The sequence below is a fragment of the Marinoscillum sp. MHG1-6 genome (assembly GCF_024714475.1).
In the GTDB taxonomy this organism is placed as follows: Bacteria; Bacteroidota; Bacteroidia; order Cytophagales; family Cyclobacteriaceae; genus JAMZMI01.
On sequence record NZ_JAMZMI010000003.1, the window covers coordinates 443,571 to 462,160 of the forward strand.

Sequence of the window (18,590 nt, forward strand, 5' to 3'; positions counted from 1 at the left end):
GTTATGAAAGCAATCTCCAAAACTCTCCTCCAAAACCATCTGCTGGTCAGAAACAGATACCGAAATGAAGAATATCTCATTGACCAAAGAACCTATGAATATCTCATGGATTTCATCCATCTTAATCATCAAAGTATCTATGAACTTCCGGATGATGAGATGATCGAGGCTGATAAATTACTTTCTAACAGGATAACAACACATTGTCATGTCAGAATCAATGAACTGATTTTTGAGTAACCTGACCAAGTAAAGCCCTGGACTGCGAGGCAATTTCCAACTCTTCATTTGTAGGCACCACCCAAACCTGGACTTTGCTATTTACCGCATGAATGGATCTGTTAACAGCTTTTCGTTCCCTGTTTTTCTTCTCATCCAGGTCAATCCCTAAAAAGGCCATATCCTCGCACACAAGCCTTCTGACCTCATCACTATTCTCTCCTATACCGGCAGTGAATACAATAGCATCCAGACCCCCCATTTCAGCTATATAGGCACCTATGTACTTCTTAATCCGTTGAACATACATATCTATGGCAAGCATGGCCTCTTTATCCCCAGCACTTCTTTTATCCAGAACATCGCGCATGTCATTGGAACCCGCAATACCTTTCAAACCGCTTTCTTTATTTAGCATTTGATCGATTTCAGCAAAGCTCATATTAAGCTTGGAACCCAGATAAAATGGTATAGATGGATCTATATCCCCAGTACGCGTTCCCATCATTAGTCCGGCAAGAGGACTCAATCCCATAGAAGTGTCTACACATTTGCCTCCTTTGATCGCTGCCATGCTACAACCATTCCCAAGATGAATGGTTATGATCGCTGAGTCATCAACTGGCTTATCTATCAAGTGCAACGCTTGCTTACTCACATATTCATGCGAAGTTCCATGCATACCGTATGCCCTGATTTTTTCCTTTTCATAAAGTTCATTGGGCAATGGATAGCGATAAGATGCTGCCGGCATGGTCTGGTGAAAGGCCGTATCAAAAACCGCCACCTGAATGGCTTCAGGAAAGATTTTTTCAGCCACTTCGATACCCTGTAGATTGGCCGGATTATGAAGAGGTGCCAGCGGTATCAATTCTTCAATACGTGCCTTTACTTCGTCATTTACTACCACCGCATGGTTGTAGTGCTCGCCTCCATGCACAACCCGATGTCCTACTGCCACAATCTCACCCTTATCATGAATAATACCCTTTTTAGAATCGGTAAGAAGGTGCACCACAAATTCCAACCCTTCCACATGGTTAGCTACCTCTCGTTCATATTTTTCTTTCACCTCTTCACCTTTGAGAAAAACCGAATGAGTCACTTCTGCACTTGCTTCTCCTATCCTCTCAACAATCCCTTTGGTGAGCACTTTAGAGTCCTGCATTTCAAATAACACATACTTAATTGATGAGCTACCTGAATTGATCACTAATACTTTCATGTCTTAATCCTCATTTTGAGCCTGTATGGCCGTAATTACCACTGTATTTACAATATCCGGAACAGTACAGCCTCGACTCAGGTCATTTACCGGCTTATTGAGACCCTGTAACACCGGGCCAATAGCAATCGCTCCGGTTTCTCGCTGAACCGCTTTATAAGTGTTATTTCCTGTATTTAAATCAGGGAATATGAGCACACTTGCTTTGCCTGCCACCTCAGAACCCGGCATCTTTTTTTGTCCCACTCCTATATCTACGGCTGCATCATACTGAATAGGTCCTTCAATTTTAAGCTTCGGATCACCCATTTTAGCAAGATCAGTAGCCTTTCGTACCTTCTCTACCTCCTCACCTTTTCCGGAACTACCAGAGGAGTAAGAAAGCATGGCCACTTTAGGGTCCAAACCAAAGGCTTTGGTTGTTTCTGAAGACGAAAGTGCTATTTCCGCCAGCTGCTCAGCAGACGGATTCGGATTTACTGCACAGTCACCGTAAACAAGCACCTTCTCCTCCAGACACATAAAGAATACTGAGGAAACAACTGAAAAACCCGGTTTGGTCTTTATCAATTGCAATGCAGGACGAATCGTATGTTGTGTCGTATTCACGGCACCTGAAACCATTCCATCAGCATCTCCCATTAGCACCATCATCGTACCAAAATAAGTGGCATCACTAAGTAGGTCCTTCGCCATATCTAAGTTCACTCCTTTATGTTTTCTGAGCTCGTAAAGATTTACAACATAATCTGAAAGCTTCGTGTAGGTAACCGGATTAATAATTTTGACCTTCTTAGGATCGAAGGTAATTCCCAGGCGGTTGCTATGCTGAATAATTTGATCCTCGTCACCCAAAATAATAACCTCAACCAAATCCTTGGAAACCAGCACTTCTGCGGCGCGTAGAATACGCTCATCTTCACCTTCAGGCAACACAATTCGCTTCTTGTTTGATTTAGCCTTTTTAAACAGGTTATACTCAAACATCTTAGGCGTAAGCACATTACTTGGTGCCATCACGCTCATGTTTTCAAAGAGTTCCCTGGCCTTCACATTCTTATCAAACAGCTGCAAGGCCAATGCGATCTTCTTATGATTGATGGGTTTTATGTAGGAATGAACATTTGACACCAACCTTGCCGTATCATAAGTATTCGTTTCAACACTCATGATAGGAATCATATCAGGAAGACCCTCAAGAAGCTTTTGATAGGCCTCCTCCAGGTGAAAACCTGTTGTGAGTAAAATGCCCGCGAAAGAAGGATAATTAACTGACTGGTGTGCTTGCAGGGTGGTCATCACGATATCTCCCCTATCACCCGGAGTTATCACCAAGCAATTTTCTTTTACCCTGCCCAAATAATGATGTGGCTGCATCGCTGCAATGGTATTATAATAGGCCAATCGATTGAGCTGATTCTCACCATATAGTACCTTGGCCCCCAATGCCTCAGCTATTTCTCCAACTGTCGGACTATTTAAAACTTCATCCTGAGGGATCAAATCAAAATCCTTCAAATGCTTGGGCAACCTGGAAACTAATACCTGTTCCAGATCATCGTGAATGGCATTAGGAACCCTATTGACAATCACCTTTACCACCTGACATCCCTTTTGTCCAAAAGTTTCAACCGTCTGGGTGATAGGGTAAACAAGCTCCTCAATTGGATTTTCCTCATCCGCTCTTCCGATCACAATGACCGGACTGCCCAGGTTCTTTGCGATTTCCAGGTTCAGGTTGAATTCCTGAACGGAGTTTTTGCTCTCGTAGTCAGAACCCTCTATCACTATGAAATCAAGGCGTTCTTCCAATGCTTTGTATTTCCTAATAATGTGGTCCACGATATCATCATGCTTACCTCGCGCTTCCAGATCATGCACACGATCTTCGGTAAAACCATAAGTTTCCTCGTAATCAAGGTTCAGCTTGAAGTGAGTAAGAACTAAATCAATGTCCTTATCTCTCTCATCTTTTCGCCTTTTTTTGATGATCGGACGGAAAATCCCCACCTTTTGAGTGTTTCTAAGGAGATGCTCTATCAGTCCTAATGTTACAAGTGACTTTCCACAATACGCTTCAGTCGGGTTGAGATAAATTGACTTTGTCATTTGAAATTGGAGAATTTGATCCCTTTTTAATCAAGCGTAAAGTTAGCCCTCAGAACGTAAGCCGATAGCTAACCTTAATCATATGTTCATACATTAAAAATCATATCCAAGCCTAACAAAAAAAGCCGGACTCATGCCGGCTTCTAGTATGCTTATACTTAAAAAGTAAACCTTATTTACCTAGTCCAAATAGTTTGTAACCAAGTGAAAGCTGGAACATTCTGTTCTTATTTTCAGTAGTACCATCACTGGAAATATCAGATAATCCTAGTATATATCTGGCCGTCACATTGAGACCGAAAGGGGCGTCCCATCCAAGTCCAAATGCAGCGCTTACATCAGAATCTTTGAAATCTGATTTTGAGATACTGGTACCGTCAGGATTTTTACCACTGGTAGAAAGCAGCATACCAAATTGGGGGCCGGCCTGAACGTTCAATCCTGCTATGGTATATAACTTCAGCATAACCGGAATATCCAAATAGGAGTATTCCTGTGAAAAGTCCTGACTCAAAGAAGCTACCGAAACCTCTGTTCCCTTGGTTGAGTAAAGGATTTCAGGCTGAATACCGATACTAGCTACCTTGATCAGACCATAGACACCAAAATGATATCCGGTCTTATTACTTAAATCCACTGCGCTTTCGTCTGAAGATATTTTCGCCATATTTAACCCTCCTTTAAGTCCAAGTTCCACTTTCGCCTGACTGTATGAAACAAGGGTAATCGACAATAATGAGATAAGAATCAAAAACTTTTTCATGTGCTATTTTAGATTAATGTGAATATTAAAAATTGACGACTCAGGTACATAGACCACCTAAGGTATCAATAGGTTGCAATATAAAAAAGCACCCCGACAGAGAGCCGGGGTGCAAACTCTCAAAACCTAACCAACCTAACTAAAACGATATGAGAGTTATTGACCAAAACCTATTTATGAAACACAGAACCTTAAACAATCACCATGCCAAACAATGGTGACGTCGAGAATAATCAAATATTTTTGATAATATCCAGCTCCTCTGCGGTAAAGTCACAATTGTGAATAGCCTGCACACTATCAAGCAATTGTTCCGACGAGCTCGCACCTACGAGCACCGAGGTGACCACTTCTTTCGCAAGCAACCAAGAGATAGCCATTTGAGCCAATGACTGGCCTCTTGCTTTCGACAAATCGGCGAGCCTGACTATTCTTTGCTGGGCCTTCAGAACGGTCTCCTTTTGCAGATAGGTAAGGTCTCTCGCTGCTCGTGAATCGGTAGGTATCCCCTTAAGGTATTTATCGGTAAGCATTCCCTGAGCAAGTGGAGAGAATGCAATCAAACCTTTATTTTCTTTTGTCAATACATCGGTCAACCCATTTTCAACCCATCGATCAAAAATAGAGTACCTGGCCTGATGAATAATGAATGGCACTTTAAGTTCACGAAGTATTTGAGAAGCCTGAGCTGTAGTTTCAGCGTCATAATTTGAAATCCCCACGTAAAGTGCCTTTCCCTGATTAACAATGTGTGACAAAGCCATCATCGTCTCTTCGAGAGGAGTATTTGGATCTGGCCTGTGATGGTAAAATAAGTCAACATAGTCCAATCCCATCCTTTCCAGGCTCTGATCAAGACTTGAAATCAGGTATTTTCTGGAACCCCAGTTCCCATAGGGACCGGGCCACATATCATAGCCCGCCTTAGAGGCTATAAACAATTCGTCACGATGTTTGACAAATTGCTTTTTGAAAATCTCTCCAAAATTTCTCTCTGCTGATCCATAGGGAGGACCGTAATTGTTAGCCAAATCAAAATGGACTATCCCATTATCAAAGGCCGTTTTAAGAATATCCTCGGACTTCTTGAGGTCATCATTGCCCCCGAAGTTATGCCATAATCCAAGTGAAATCTGCGGAAGTAAAACTCCACTTTTTCCACATCGACTATAGCTCATTTTATCATACCTCTCAGCATGCTTTTGCTGTTCGGCAGTAATGGCCTTGTCGTTAATTTTCATTTATCCGAGTTTGGAAAGATTCTTTTGCCAGTTCCAGGCGGAGCGTAGCATATCAGGAAGTTCAAACCTGGACTTCCATCCCAGCTCTTCATTCGCAAAGGTAGTATCAGCATAAATCTGCTCCACATCCCCTGCACGACGATCTACAATCTTATAATTGAGTTTAAGACCGTTAACTTCTTCAAACACCTTAATTAACTCAAGTACACTATTTCCTTGTCCGGTTCCCAAATTGAATACTTCGTATGGTTCTTTAGAAAGCCCATCCAACATACGTTTTACCGCAACTACATGCGCCTCGGCCAGATCTACCACATGGATATAATCCCTTATGCAAGTACCATCAGGAGTATTATAATCATCACCAAACACAGACAAGCATTCTCTTTCACCTGCCGCAACCTGCAACAAGTATGGCACCAGGTTGTTAGGAACACCCAACGGCAACTCTCCAATATGAGAAGACTCATGAGCACCAATTGGATTAAAATACCTCAAAGAAATCGCCTTGAAATTCGGGTTGGCAGCAATGGTATCTACTATGATTTCCTCACCAACCTGCTTGGTATTTCCGTAAGGTGATTGAGCCGGCTTTACAGGAGTTTGCTCAGTAACAGGCAAAAGGTCCGGCGTACCATAGACCGTACATGACGAAGAAAAAACCAATGGAATACTTGCTGAAACCGCCTGCTCAAGAAGATTGACAAGAGACAAAAAGTTATTCTTATAGTACTTAAGAGGTTCGGTGACTGACTCCCCTACAGCTTTGCTCGCTGCGAAGTGGATGATCGCATCAATTTGATTTTCATTGAAAATTTTAGCGACTAACTTCTCATCCTTCAAATCCCCCTCATAAAACTTTGGATCCTTTCCGGTGATCTTTTTGATGCCTTCCAACAAATCCAAACGTGTGTTTGAGAGGTCATCAACAATTACAATATCGTAACCTGACTCTATTAGGGCTACTGAGGTGTGGGAACCAATGTATCCAACGCCACCTGTCACTAAAACTGTCTTCATTTATGATTTTGCTTTTTGGGTAACCAAATATAAAAAGACCTCTTCTCTTTTGAGGACCGCGCGGGGTAAATAACCGTAAAATTAACGTTTTTATTGTGCGGTTGATTGTCGGACTACCAGTTGAACAGGAAGAACCACGCTTTGAGCCTCTTCCTCTTCCTTCAACAAACTAAACAGCAGCGAAGAAGCCGCCACACCTAAATCTTTGGTGGAATGCGTAACACTAGTCAGCGTTGGGGAGATGATTTCACATATCGGACGATTATCAAATCCTGAAATGACCACATCTTCCGGTATATGAATATCATTCTTCTTTAGCACGTTCATCACCATGCTGGCAAGGTGATCATTATAGCAAATAAGCGCATCATAGCCCTGTGACCTTATCAGTTGAGGCAAAAGATCAAAGTTGCCTTCGTAAAATTCATTCAATACAAGTCCATTTTCCTGTGCAGCTCTTTTCGATCCTGACAACCTGGCCTTGTCATTGGCAAGCTTTTTTGATAAGCCAATATAAAGAGGCTTCTTACTTCCCTGATCAATAATGTGCCTGGTCACCAGATAAGTCCCTTGCTCATCCTCAATGGTTACCGACAACTTATCAGTGCCCTTTGGAACCCTGTCAAAAAACACCACCTTCTTCCCAGACATATTGATCGCCTCATCCAGTTCCTGTTTCTTGCTCCCTTCGATAGAAGCAGAAATAAGCATTCCTTCCACGTTGCAGGCAGTCAGCGACTTGATTAGCTTGATTTCCTTTTCCAGAGACTCATGGCTTTGGCATATGAGAAGATTATAGCCCTGCTCCTCCGTAGTTTCCTCCACACCGGACAAAATCTCAGAGAAAAAATCATCATTGATTTCGGGGATAACAATGCCTATCAGCTTGGTCTTATTGGTCCTTAGTCCTACGGCAGCGGTATTGACCTGATAGTTCATCTCCACTGCCTTTTCCTTTACTTTCCTAATAAGCTCCTTGTTCTGGGTACTAATCCCATTCAGCACTCTGGAGACCGTAGACGCAGAGATACCCAATTCACGAGCGATATCTTTTATAGTGACAGGCATGGATATGGCTTAATTTAAAGAAATTTTAGCCAAATATTTCTTTAAGCTTGGCTTCCAAACTTGGTCCTCTTAACCCTTTAGCAATAATTTTACCGTCAGGATCAATTAAGTAAGTAGCAGGAATAGAATTAATCTGATAAGCCTGAGCAGCCTCAGAATTAAAATAGGACAGATCAGATACATGTTTCCAAATCAATCCATCTTGTTCGATGGCTTTAACCCACTGATCTCTGGTACGATCAAGTGAAACTCCCAGGATTTCGAAGTTCTTATCCTGATACATCTTATACAGCCTAACTACATTTGGGTTTTCCATACGACATGGTCGACACCATCCGGCCCAAAAGTCAATCAAGACATAATTGCCTTTCAAAGAACTAAGAGTAATGATTTCTCCATCCGGACTCGGCAAGGAAATTTCGGGTGCGTCTTCTCCAATGGCCAATTTGGACATGTAGTCCACCCGGGTTTTTAAATCTTCAGTAAAAAAATGGTCAGGAAGCTCTGTGACATAAATGTCCCTCATTTCCTTAAAGAAAGACATGTGATCTTCTGGCTTGAGTACTGAAATGCCATAGAAAACCGCTACCGATGGAGCCGCTTGTCTGGCATATTTCTTCACCTTATCATTGAAATCATCCAAAAGCGTCATGTATTCGTCGGTGATTGACTCAAATTCAGCCTGGTTTTCATTCATTTTGGCTTGCATGGCCTGCTGATTCAGCATCTGTTGATCGTCCTTCATATTTTTGATCATCTGATCAAAAACCAAAACGTGCTCTGATTCAGGTGCTCCTTCAATTACCGGACTCTCCTCGTCCTCCAGATCCAACTCAATATTTACGTCCTCTTCGCTACCGTTCAATATGAGGTTTACGATTCTTCTCCCTTGCATATCCAACTTATAAAATCCGGGCTGAGTCACTTTCAGGTATCCGATGAAGCTTCCATCGTCCTTGACCTCAAAGGTATCTATAGCAACCAGTCCCTTCGATTGGAATTCACTTACGACAACTGCCCCCTCGTTGATCGGATTAGTTATCATTCCCGAGACAGAGATTCCCTCATTTTTTGCCTGACATGAAGCAAGCACAAAAAGTGATGCGATTAGATATATGGTATTTTTAACTAGTCTATTCATTTTTATAGATTTATTGAGCATCCAACGATTCTCTAAGCAGTTTGTTTGCCATTTGTGGGTCTACTTTCCCTTTTGATTTTTTCATTAACTCACCCATAAACATCCCGATGAGTCCTTTTTTTCCGTTGCGGTACTGCTTTACTTTATCTTCATTACTTGCCAGGATTTCATCAACTATTGATTGAATGCTTCCTGAATCAGACTCTTGCCAAATATTCAGTTTGTGAGCTGCATCAGCCGCGTCTTCCAGAGGGTTTTCAAACAAGTAGGGTAAAAGCTGTTGTGATGCAGCTGTATAGCTGATCTTTCCCTCATCAATCAATGCAATAATACTTGCTAGAGCCGCAGGTTGGATAGGAAAATTGGAAAAGGTCATATCATGCTCATTGATGTATGACTTAATAGGCCCCATCAACCAGTTTGCTGCCTTTTTATAATTGCCGGTAATTCCGCAGATAGCATCAAAGAAATAAGCCAGATCTCTCTGATCCGTCATGGAAGACGCATCGTACTCGTTGAGTCCATATTGCTCTTTGAAGCGCTCTTTCATCTCTGAAGGAAGCTCAGGCATATTGGACCTGATATCTTCCAGCCATTCATCACTTACCTGAAGTGGACTCAAATCCGGCTCCGGGAAATATCTGTAATCATTCAATTCTTCCTTGGTCCGCATTCCCGATGTTCTACCAGTATCCGGATTGAATGTTCTGGTTTCAGAAACGATAGACTCTCCTTTTTCCAGCAAATGAATCTGACGCTGAACCTCATGATCAATTGCCTTCATGACATTCTTGATTGAGTTCATATTCTTAACCTCTACCTTCTTTCCCAGTTTTGTTTCTCCCTTTAGCTTGACAGAAACATTGGCATCGCACCGAAGAGACCCTTCTTCCATGTTACCATCACAAACATTCAGGTATCGAACCAATCTTCTTACCTCTGTCAAAAAAGCACCTGCAGCTTCACTAGAAAAAATCTCAGGTTCTGTCACAATTTCGATCAAAGGCACCCCTGCTCTGTTAAGGTCGATCAAAGAATCCGGCTGTCCATCAACGTGAATAGACTTACCGGCATCTTCTTCCAAATGGATCCTGTTGAGCGTCACTTTATCCTGAGATTTTACGCCCTGAATAGGAACATACCCTCCCACGCAAATCGGGGTCTTATCCTGGGTCATTTGATACCCTTTTGGAAGATCCGGGTAGAAATAATTTTTTCTATCGAAATAGCCAAACCTTGTAATCTTGCAATTGCAGGCCAACCCCATTCGAATGGCTAACTCCACTGCCTTCTTATTGAGCTTAGGCATCACTCCAGGATGGCCCAGAGAGATGGTGCTAATATTGGTGTTAGGCTGACTGCCAAAGGCATTACCATCTCCTGAAAATATCTTCGATTCGGTCATGAGTTGGGCATGAACTTCCAACCCGACAACCACGTCGTACTTGGCTCTCTCTTCTTTGGTGATCATTTAAACTTTACTATTCAATTTCGCCTCTATTTCAACTTTTGCAATATCCAGTGCTGCAGACAAACCTGACAAATCCTTACCTCCGGCAGTCGCATAGAAAGGTTGGCCACCTCCACCACCTTTGATTTCTCTGGCCATTTCCCTTACCAGTTGAGAAGCATTGATGTCCTTATCTTTTACAATATTATCGTCCAACATCACACTCAGCATCGGTTTGCCGGACAGATCTGCCGCAAGTATAAGTATAAGTCCCTCAACCTCATTTTTTAGTTCAAACGAGATTTGCTTCAATACTTCAGCATTAGGCAAAGAAACCTGAGCCATGATGACATTAGCATCACCCTCCTTAACTGCCGATTTGATAAGCTCTGATTTTACTCCTTTAGCTTTCTCAATGTTGATGTCTTCGATTTGCTTTTGCAACTGCTGCTTTTCATCCATTAATGATTGGATGATTTTGACAGGGTCTTTCGGGTTTTTCAATAAGTCTTTAATCTGCGATAGCAAATCCATTTCACCATTGAAGTACTCTTCAGCCCTGTCTGCAGTAACTGCCTCTATTCTTCTAACACCAGCAGCAACAGAACTTTCGCTAACAATTTTGAACAACCCTATAGATCCGGTTGCTCCGACATGGGTTCCTCCACAAAGCTCCACCGAGTAGTCACGATCAAACGTAATCACCCGAACAAAATCTCCATACTTTTCACCAAACAGAGCGGTCGCACCCATTTCTTTTGCCTGATCAATTGGAACATTACGTTTTTCATCCAATGAAATGTTCTCACGAATTTTATGATTGACAATTCGCTCAATTTCCCTGATCTCTTCCTCGGTTACTTTTGAGAAATGTGAAAAGTCAAAACGAAGCACCTGATCATTTACCAGTGATCCCTTTTGCTGTACATGATCTCCAAGCACTTGTCTAAGGGCGGCATGTAACAAATGGGTTGCACTGTGATTATTCTCTGTGAGTTTCCTCTTCTTAAGATTAACCACAGCTTTGAACTCAGCGTTCAAATCTGATGGTAGCTCCTTGGTATAATGGATAATTAAATCGTTCTCCTTCTTAGTATCAAAAACTGAAACCTTTTCGGCACCAAAATCAAAATATCCTGTATCTCCTACCTGACCTCCACTTTCTGCATAAAATGGTGTTTTATCCAAAACGAGCTGATAGATGGTCTTTCCCTTCTGATTAACCTCACGATACTTGGTAATATGTGATACCGTTTCACTTTCATCGTATCCAACAAAAACGCCCTCAGCTTCGGCATCGAGCTCAATCCAATCACCCGCTGACTGCTGTGCCGCACTTTTCGACCTCTCCTTTTGCTTGGTCATTTCAGCGGTGAAGCCTTTCTCATCGACCTCCAATTGATTTTCCTTGGCTATCAAGGAGGTCAAATCAAGAGGAAAGCCATAAGTATCATAAAGTTCGAAAGCGACCTCTCCCTTTACCACGCCATCCTTAGCGTCTGTCTTTATGCTTTCAAATCTTTTTAATCCCTTTTCTAAAGTCCTCAGAAATGAAGTCTCTTCTTCTTTGATCACTTTGGCCACGAAATCCTTTTGAGCATAAAGCTCCGGAAAGACATCCTTAAACTGATCAGCCAATAAATCAACCAGTGAATGTAATGTAGGCTCCTGGAATCCCATGAAAGTGTATCCATAACGAACGGCTCTTCTCAGAATTCGTCTGATCACATATCCTGCCTTGGCATTGCTAGGCAGCTGACCATCTGCTATGGTAAAGGAGATCGCTCTGATGTGATCCGCAATCACACGCATGGCAACGTCCGTTTTATGATCGGTACCATATTTCAGGTTTGCTTTAGACGCAATCAGATCAATCATTGGGGTGAATACATCCGAATCGTAGTTCGACTGCTTCCCTTGAATGGCCATGGCCAACCTCTCAAAACCCATCCCGGTATCTACATGCTTCTGAGGAAGGTTTTTAAGAGATCCATCTGCCAGTCTGTTAAACTGAATAAAAACAAGGTTCCATATTTCTATCACCAACGGGTGATCCTGATTCACTAGTTCAGCACCAGAAACTTTATCAACATCTGATTGAGGTCTAAGGTCAATATGGATCTCTGAACAAGGACCACATGGCCCCGTATCTCCCATTTCCCAGAAGTTGTCCTTCTTATTCCCATTCAAAATGCGCTCCTCCGGAAGGAATTGTTTCCATAAGTCAAATGCTTCCTGGTCTCTTTCCAACTCCTCTGAGGCATCTCCTTCAAAAATGGTAGCATACATTCGCTCCTTTGGAAGCCCGTAAACATCTGTCAAAAGTTCCCATGCCCATGAGATCGCTTCTTTTTTGAAATAATCACCAAAAGACCAGTTACCCAACATCTCAAACATGGTATGGTGATAGGTATCCAAGCCTACCTCTTCCAGGTCATTATGTTTTCCTGAAACCCTAAGACATTTCTGAGTATCCGCAATCCTTGTAAACTCAGCTTTTTTATTACCCAAAAAATAGTCCTTAAACTGATTCATACCAGCATTGGTAAACATCAGAGTTGGATCATTCTGTACAACGATGGGTGCTGATGGTACTATTTTGTGGTTCTTGGATTCGAAAAATTCTAAAAATTTCTGTCTGACTACTTTTGCCTCCATGTAAAATTCTAATTGCTAGCCTGTTGGATTACAAAATTTGTAATTGTTTCAATAAAAAGCGTACTTTGATGTTTGATTGACTTCAATCAGCAGGCAAAATTACTTGAAATTACATTAATATCGCCTTATGGCCAGAATTAAGTATTACTACGACACTGAGTCTTGCCGCTACGAAAGAATTCGCGTTTCTACCTGGGATGTTATCTTTAATAGCCTTGGTTTTTTTACCCTCGCATTGCTCTTGGGCGGAATCATCACGCTTATTTATATTAAGTATTTTGAATCACCTGAAGAAGCCCTTCTCAGAAAGGAAAATCAGGAGCTTAAAATCTATTATGATGCCTTGGATAAGGAACTGGCTCACACGAATGAAATGCTGGCTTCTTTGCAAGAAAGAGACGATAACATTTACCGACTAATACTTGGTGTGGATCCGGTTCCTGAAGAAATGAGAACCGCAGGTATTGGAGGATCAAACAGATACAAAGAAATTCTTGATAAAGGGCTGGAAAAAGAAGAACTGATCATTGACAACTTCCAGAAGTTGGACCAGCTTAAAAAGAAAATGTATATCCAGACGAAATCCTATGACGAAGTGATGGATTTGGCTAAGGATAAAGAACAATTATTAGCCTCACTACCCGCGATTCCTCCGGTATCCAAATCTGATCTTAGGAGGCTGTCAAGTGGTTTCGGCTGGAGATTGGACCCCATTCTTAAAACAAGAAGACTACATCAGGGAGTAGATTTCTCACTTCCAAAAGGATCTCCCGTTTATGCCACAGGAGATGGAACCGTATCACTAATCAAAGACTCCGGGATCTCCGGCTATGGTAAGCATATTGAAATTGATCATGGTTTTGGATATAAAACCAAATATGCCCACCTGAGCGAATTTAAAGTGAAAAGAGGTCAAAAAATCAAACGGGGTGAGCTCATTGCCTTTAGTGGAAATACGGGTAAATCTACAGCGCCACACCTGCATTACGAGGTACATGTGAGTAAAAGACCAAACAATCCTGTGCACTATTTCTACATGGATATTGATCCGGAAGAATATGAAGAGGTGTTGAAGCTAGCGTCGATCGAAAATCAGGCATTCGGATCCTACGAATAAGCCTTAGCCAAAAACATTATCAAGCGGAGTTTACTCCGCTTTTTTTATGTCCAATTTTTTGGACCGAGACACTTCAAGACAAAACAATCCAACTACTTTTGCTCCCTTAATCCAGCGGCATGAGGCATTTTCTTTCATTATTAGTAATTCTCACTTTTGGGTGTAAGGTGACACAAACACCAACCACCACTATTCAGGCTCTTCCAGAGGATTCTGTCACAGACATTTCAATACCTGATACTACCATCATACATTACCTGATCACTTTGAAAGGTGATACACTTCAATCTTTAGACGAAGAAGTGGACCTCCCTCTCTATCGGGTACTTCCAGATACCATCAATATTGCCGCTGTTGGAGATATTATGATTGGAACGGATTTTCCCAATTCATCCTACCTCCCTCCTAACAACGGACAACACCTATGGAATAGCTGCCGGGATGTCTTGAAAAATGCTGACATAGCGTTTGGAAACCTTGAGGGAACCATGCTTGATGGAGAGGGGGAACCTAAGGAATGTAAAAACCCTGATGTCTGCTACCTCTTTCGAATGCCTTCCCGATTGAGTGCTAACCTAACTGAATGTGGCTTTGATTTGATGAGTACAGCCAACAACCACGCAAACGATTTTGGACGCACCGGAAGAAGAAGCACCCAAAAGATTCTTGATTCCATTGGAATTGTGGCGGCGGGGTCTGTAGAGCAGCCCTATACATTGAGTAAACACAATGGTGTTAAAGTTGGATTTGTAGCCTTTGCTCCCAATACCGGAACACTCACATTTTATGATACCGCAAGAGCAGTTTCAATTATCAAAAAGCTAGATTCACTAGTGGATTTTATTGTCGTTTCCATACATGGGGGTGCAGAAGGAGCAAAAAATATGCATGTTACGCGTGAGCGGGAGTTTTACTATGGAGAGGATCGCGGTAATATTTATGAATTCAGCCATAAACTTATCGAACATGGTGCGGATCTGATCTTAGGGCATGGACCTCATGTTCCCAGAGCCATTGAGGTATACAACAAAAAACTCATTGCTTATTCTTTAGGCAACTTTTGTACCTATGGTAGATTCAATCTTCGAGGATCCAATGCTGAAGCCCCTCTACTTGTTTGCAAAGTAAACTCCGATGGGGATTTTCTGAACGGAAATATCGTCCCATTTAGGCAGTCATATTCAGATGGGCCCATGTACGATCACTCATTTAAAGTCGTTCAAACCATTAAAAGGTTATCCGAAGAAGATTTTCCCGAAAACGAAATTATCATTGATGATGCGGGAAGAATTATATATATTCAAAACTGAAATCTGCGGAAGTGCCCTACAAGGAAAAAGAAATAGAGAAAAAGTACTACACCATCGGCGAAGTCGCTGAGGACTTGGGTGTTGCTACTTCATTGATTCGCTTTTGGGAGGGGGAGTTCGACATCATCCGACCAAAAAAAAATCGCAAGGGAAACCGCCAGTTCACCAAAGAAGACATCAAAAACGTTAAGCTCATTTACCACCTGGTAAAAGAAAAGGGCTATACCCTGCAAGGAGCTCGTGACTTTGTTGGAAAGGGCAGCAATGATGCTACTGACAAGCTTGAGATGATCCAATCTCTATATAAGGTCAGAACGTTTTTGGAACAACTCAAAAAACAACTCTAGCACTGTAAATGGAAGAAAAGCTGTATCAGGTAGCCTTAACCAGGGTACCGGGGATTGGGGACGTTACTATCAAAAACTTAATCAGTTATAGCGGTTCTGCGCATGAAGTATTCAAATCCAAAAAATCGTTGCTACTTAAAATACCAGGGATAGGTGAAAAAACCGCCATTTCCATTCAGCTCGCTGACCCACTTAAAGACGCAGAAGCTATCCTAGAGCAATGTAAAGAGAAGGATATCCAAATACTTCATTATACGCAAAGTGCTTATCCTGAACGACTAAAATCTATCGCAGATGCACCTTCGATCCTATATCTGAAAGGCAATGCTGTTCTTGGTAATTATGATAAAAGATACCTGGCCATTGTGGGTACAAGAAACGCCACTCATTATGGCAAGGAGGTTACAGAATCCATTACCCAAAGCTGTTCTGAACTTAAAGCGACTATCATCAGTGGCCTGGCTTATGGCATTGACATCCACGCCCACCGGACCGGATTAGCTCATGGTGTTTCAAATATCGCAGTATTGGCTGGTGGTTTGGATAAGATCTATCCTACGGTTCATCAATCCGTAGCCAATGAAATCATGGAGAACGGCCTCCTCATCTCTGAAAACCCTCCGGGCACCAAAGCCGAGGCTCATTATTTCCCCGCAAGAAACCGGATCATTGCGGGACTTAGTGATGCGGTAATCGTAGTAGAAGCCGCCGCAAAAGGGGGTGCATTAATTACTGCCAACATTGCGGATTCCTACAACAAACCTGTTTTTGCAGTCCCCGGGGACCTGAACAACAAATACTCAGCAGGATGTAATTACCTCATCAGAAATCAAAAGGCTTGTATCTATACGGGACCGGAAGATCTGGTCTATTACCTCAACTGGGATGCGGAGTTAGGCGGAACTCAACCTAAAGCACCAAACTACGATTCGCTTCCTGACAGCGAAAGAAAAATTTGTGAGCTACTGCAGGAAAGTCAAAGCCTACCTATAGATGAGTTGGCATGGAAAACACAGATCACCATTAACGAGTTAGCCTCCTTACTTCTCTCCCTGGAGTTTCAGGGAATTATCAAAAGCCGTCCGGGAAAGAAATACGAACTCTGCTAAAACGGGTATATCAATGGGATCAGGAAAGTAGCAATCGCCCAGAAAATCAGGTTCAGCCAGACACCTACTTTAAAGAAATCCCCAAAGCGATATTGACCAGCTGTATAAACCATCGTATTTGTTTGATAGCCAATCGGGGTCATGAACGAAGCGGAGGCAGCCAACATCACCGCTATCAAAAATGGATAGGGTTCGACATCCATCTTGTCTGCCGTGGCAATGGCTATCGGGGCGATCAAAGCTGCGGTGGCATTGTTAGACATTATTTCTGTTAACAATGAGGTTAGTATATATAAACCCGACAGTACTGCCACCGGGCCCCAAACACCCAAACTTCCAATCAAGGTATCCGATAATATAGCAGCTAATCCACTGTTGTTCATGGCCACTCCCAAACTGAGTGCTCCAGCCAGCAAGAAAATAATTCTCCACTCAATAGAACGGTAAAGTTCTCTCATGCTGAGGGTACCTGAAATCACTAGCGTAAACGCTCCAAGTGCTGCTGAAATGGCAATTGGAAGCACCTTGAATGCAGCCAAACCAACTACTGCTGCCACAATGGATATCACAATTCCGAAACGCGTTCTGTCAAAATCGATGATACCTTGCTCAGACAAAATTATGAATGGGCTGCTCTGGCTCATTTCCATTTTCTTAAGGCTATCTACACGATGGGTCTTAATCTCAATCAAAACGACATCCCCAGCCTTTAACTCAACCTCATGAAGGTTGTTATGCAATACTTCTTCACGGTGTAGAATTGCCAACGGAACGGCTCTAAACCTCCTCCTAAAATCCATCTCTCGCAGGCTCTTTCCTACAAATTCAGAATGAGTCGTAACCACTAGTTCCAGAATGGTTGTATTTCCCTCTTGCAGTTCGCTCTCACCAATTTTTACTGAAGACCCGTTTACCCCTACCTTAAGGCGATCCTTGAGCTCCTTGATCTTCTCAACGTTGCAGCGAACCTTCATCACGTCCCCTTCCTCAAGCTCAAAATCCCCTGTAGGTAAGGCGAAGGATGACTTACCTCTCCTGACATCAATCACGTCAAGCTCCATTTCTTTGGCTATTAAAGAGTCCATTATCCTTTGACCGATAAACTCCGAACCCTCCAAAATTTCAATCTCTGTGATGTAGTTCCTGATCTCGAATTGATCAGTAAGTCTGGCTGACTTAGCCCTATCAGGCAACAGCCTTTTACCTACTAAAAAGATGTAAATAGCTCCTACTACCAGAAAAACTAAGCCAATAGGAGCCGAGTAAAACATGGAGAACTCATGAAGCCCATTACTCTCCGCAATACCGCTTACCAGTACGTTAGTCGATGTGCCAATGAGTGTGCACGTTCCTCCAAATATGGAAGCATAAGAAAGCGGAATAAGAAGCCTGGACGGACTGATTCCAGACATATTCCCTACGCTGACCATTACAGGGATGAACATGGCCACGATAGGAGTATTATTAATAAATGCTGATGATAATCCGATGCAAAGGATCATTAACAACAATCCCAAATTGAAGTTTCTTTTGAAAACATTGCTAAGTACAGGACCAATGCGCTGTAACGCACCAGTTTTAAGCAAAGCATAACTCAACACAAACATGAACGCCACTGTGATAGTGGCTGAGTTACTAAAACCATCAAGACCTTCTTCAGGAGAAATGATACCCGTGACCACTAAAGAAAGCATCATCAACATGGAAACCAGATCAATGGACATCCACTCCGTGGCAAATAACACCACAGCTACGACAATTATTCCAAGTACGATGATCGCTTCTATTCCCATGCTAATTCTTAGGTGAGCAA

The 18,590-nt window shown here is 42.3% G+C and carries 15 protein-coding genes; 5 read left to right on the forward strand and 10 right to left on the reverse strand.

Annotated elements, in window-relative coordinates; genetic code table 11:
- The first annotated feature begins 3 nt into the window (after nucleotides 1–3).
- Entirely contained in the window at nucleotides 4–240 is a 237-nt protein-coding gene (locus tag NXR94_RS09055) for a hypothetical protein (RefSeq protein ID WP_258104298.1), read from the forward strand.
- Here NXR94_RS09055 and NXR94_RS09060 read toward each other — a convergent pair.
- The 9 genes from NXR94_RS09060 to alaS all read right to left on the reverse strand — a co-directional run bounded on the left by NXR94_RS09060 (nucleotide 218) and on the right by alaS (nucleotide 12,894).
- Nucleotides 218–1,444, reverse strand: coding sequence for an acetate/propionate family kinase (locus NXR94_RS09060; protein WP_258104299.1), 1,227 nt, complete (start codon nucleotides 1,442–1,444; stop codon nucleotides 218–220). The genes NXR94_RS09055 and NXR94_RS09060 overlap by 23 nt on opposite strands.
- A 3-nt stretch (nucleotides 1,445–1,447) precedes the next feature.
- Nucleotides 1,448–3,553, reverse strand: a complete 2,106-nt coding sequence (gene pta, locus NXR94_RS09065) for a phosphate acetyltransferase (protein WP_258104300.1) — start codon at nucleotides 3,551–3,553, stop codon at nucleotides 1,448–1,450.
- A 172-nt stretch (nucleotides 3,554–3,725) separates the two neighbouring features.
- Nucleotides 3,726–4,316 carry a porin family protein gene (locus tag NXR94_RS09070; RefSeq protein ID WP_258104301.1) on the reverse strand — a complete coding sequence of 197 codons (591 nt, stop codon included), beginning with the start codon at nucleotides 4,314–4,316 and terminating at the stop codon, nucleotides 3,726–3,728.
- A 233-nt stretch (nucleotides 4,317–4,549) separates the two neighbouring features.
- A complete protein-coding gene (locus NXR94_RS09075) occupies nucleotides 4,550–5,557 on the reverse strand; it encodes an aldo/keto reductase (RefSeq protein ID WP_258104302.1) in 1,008 nt (335 codons plus the stop codon).
- The gene (gene galE / locus NXR94_RS09080; RefSeq protein ID WP_258104303.1) at nucleotides 5,558–6,577 is read right to left on the reverse strand and encodes a UDP-glucose 4-epimerase GalE; all 1,020 of its coding nucleotides are present in this window, start codon (nucleotides 6,575–6,577) and stop codon (nucleotides 5,558–5,560) included. It abuts the gene before it with no gap.
- A 90-nt stretch (nucleotides 6,578–6,667) separates the two neighbouring features.
- Entirely contained in the window at nucleotides 6,668–7,645 is a 978-nt protein-coding gene (locus tag NXR94_RS09085; protein ID WP_258104304.1) for a LacI family DNA-binding transcriptional regulator, read from the reverse strand.
- Nucleotides 7,646–7,670: 25 nt separating this feature from the next.
- A complete protein-coding gene (locus NXR94_RS09090) occupies nucleotides 7,671–8,786 on the reverse strand; it encodes a peroxiredoxin (RefSeq protein WP_258104305.1) in 1,116 nt (371 codons plus the stop codon).
- A 10-nt stretch (nucleotides 8,787–8,796) separates the two neighbouring features.
- Nucleotides 8,797–10,257, reverse strand: coding sequence for an Asp-tRNA(Asn)/Glu-tRNA(Gln) amidotransferase subunit GatB (gene gatB / locus NXR94_RS09095; protein ID WP_258104306.1), 1,461 nt, complete (start codon nucleotides 10,255–10,257; stop codon nucleotides 8,797–8,799).
- The gene (alaS, locus tag NXR94_RS09100; protein WP_258104307.1) at nucleotides 10,258–12,894 is read right to left on the reverse strand and encodes an alanine--tRNA ligase; all 2,637 of its coding nucleotides are present in this window, start codon (nucleotides 12,892–12,894) and stop codon (nucleotides 10,258–10,260) included. It lies immediately after the preceding gene.
- A gap of 127 nt (nucleotides 12,895–13,021) precedes the next feature.
- Between alaS and NXR94_RS09105 the strand changes: the two genes are divergently transcribed.
- From NXR94_RS09105 to dprA, 4 genes are all read left to right on the forward strand, one after another.
- Entirely contained in the window at nucleotides 13,022–14,011 is a 990-nt protein-coding gene (locus NXR94_RS09105; protein ID WP_258104308.1) for a M23 family metallopeptidase, read from the forward strand.
- Between the two features lie 119 nt (nucleotides 14,012–14,130).
- Nucleotides 14,131–15,321: a CapA family protein gene (locus NXR94_RS09110; RefSeq protein ID WP_258104309.1), complete on the forward strand. Its 1,191-nt coding sequence runs from the start codon at nucleotides 14,131–14,133 to the stop codon at nucleotides 15,319–15,321.
- An 11-nt stretch (nucleotides 15,322–15,332) separates the two neighbouring features.
- Nucleotides 15,333–15,668 carry a MerR family transcriptional regulator gene (locus NXR94_RS09115; protein ID WP_258104310.1) on the forward strand — a complete coding sequence of 112 codons (336 nt, stop codon included), beginning with the start codon at nucleotides 15,333–15,335 and terminating at the stop codon, nucleotides 15,666–15,668.
- Nucleotides 15,669–15,676: 8 nt separating this feature from the next.
- Entirely contained in the window at nucleotides 15,677–16,777 is a 1,101-nt protein-coding gene (gene dprA, locus NXR94_RS09120) for a DNA-processing protein DprA (RefSeq protein WP_258104311.1), read from the forward strand.
- Here the strand turns inward: dprA and NXR94_RS09125 are convergent.
- Nucleotides 16,774–18,570 (reverse strand): SLC13 family permease, encoded by a 1,797-nt coding sequence (locus NXR94_RS09125; RefSeq protein ID WP_258104312.1) that lies wholly within the window; start codon nucleotides 18,568–18,570, stop codon nucleotides 16,774–16,776. The genes dprA and NXR94_RS09125 overlap by 4 nt on opposite strands.
- Nucleotides 18,571–18,590 lie beyond the last annotated feature (20 nt).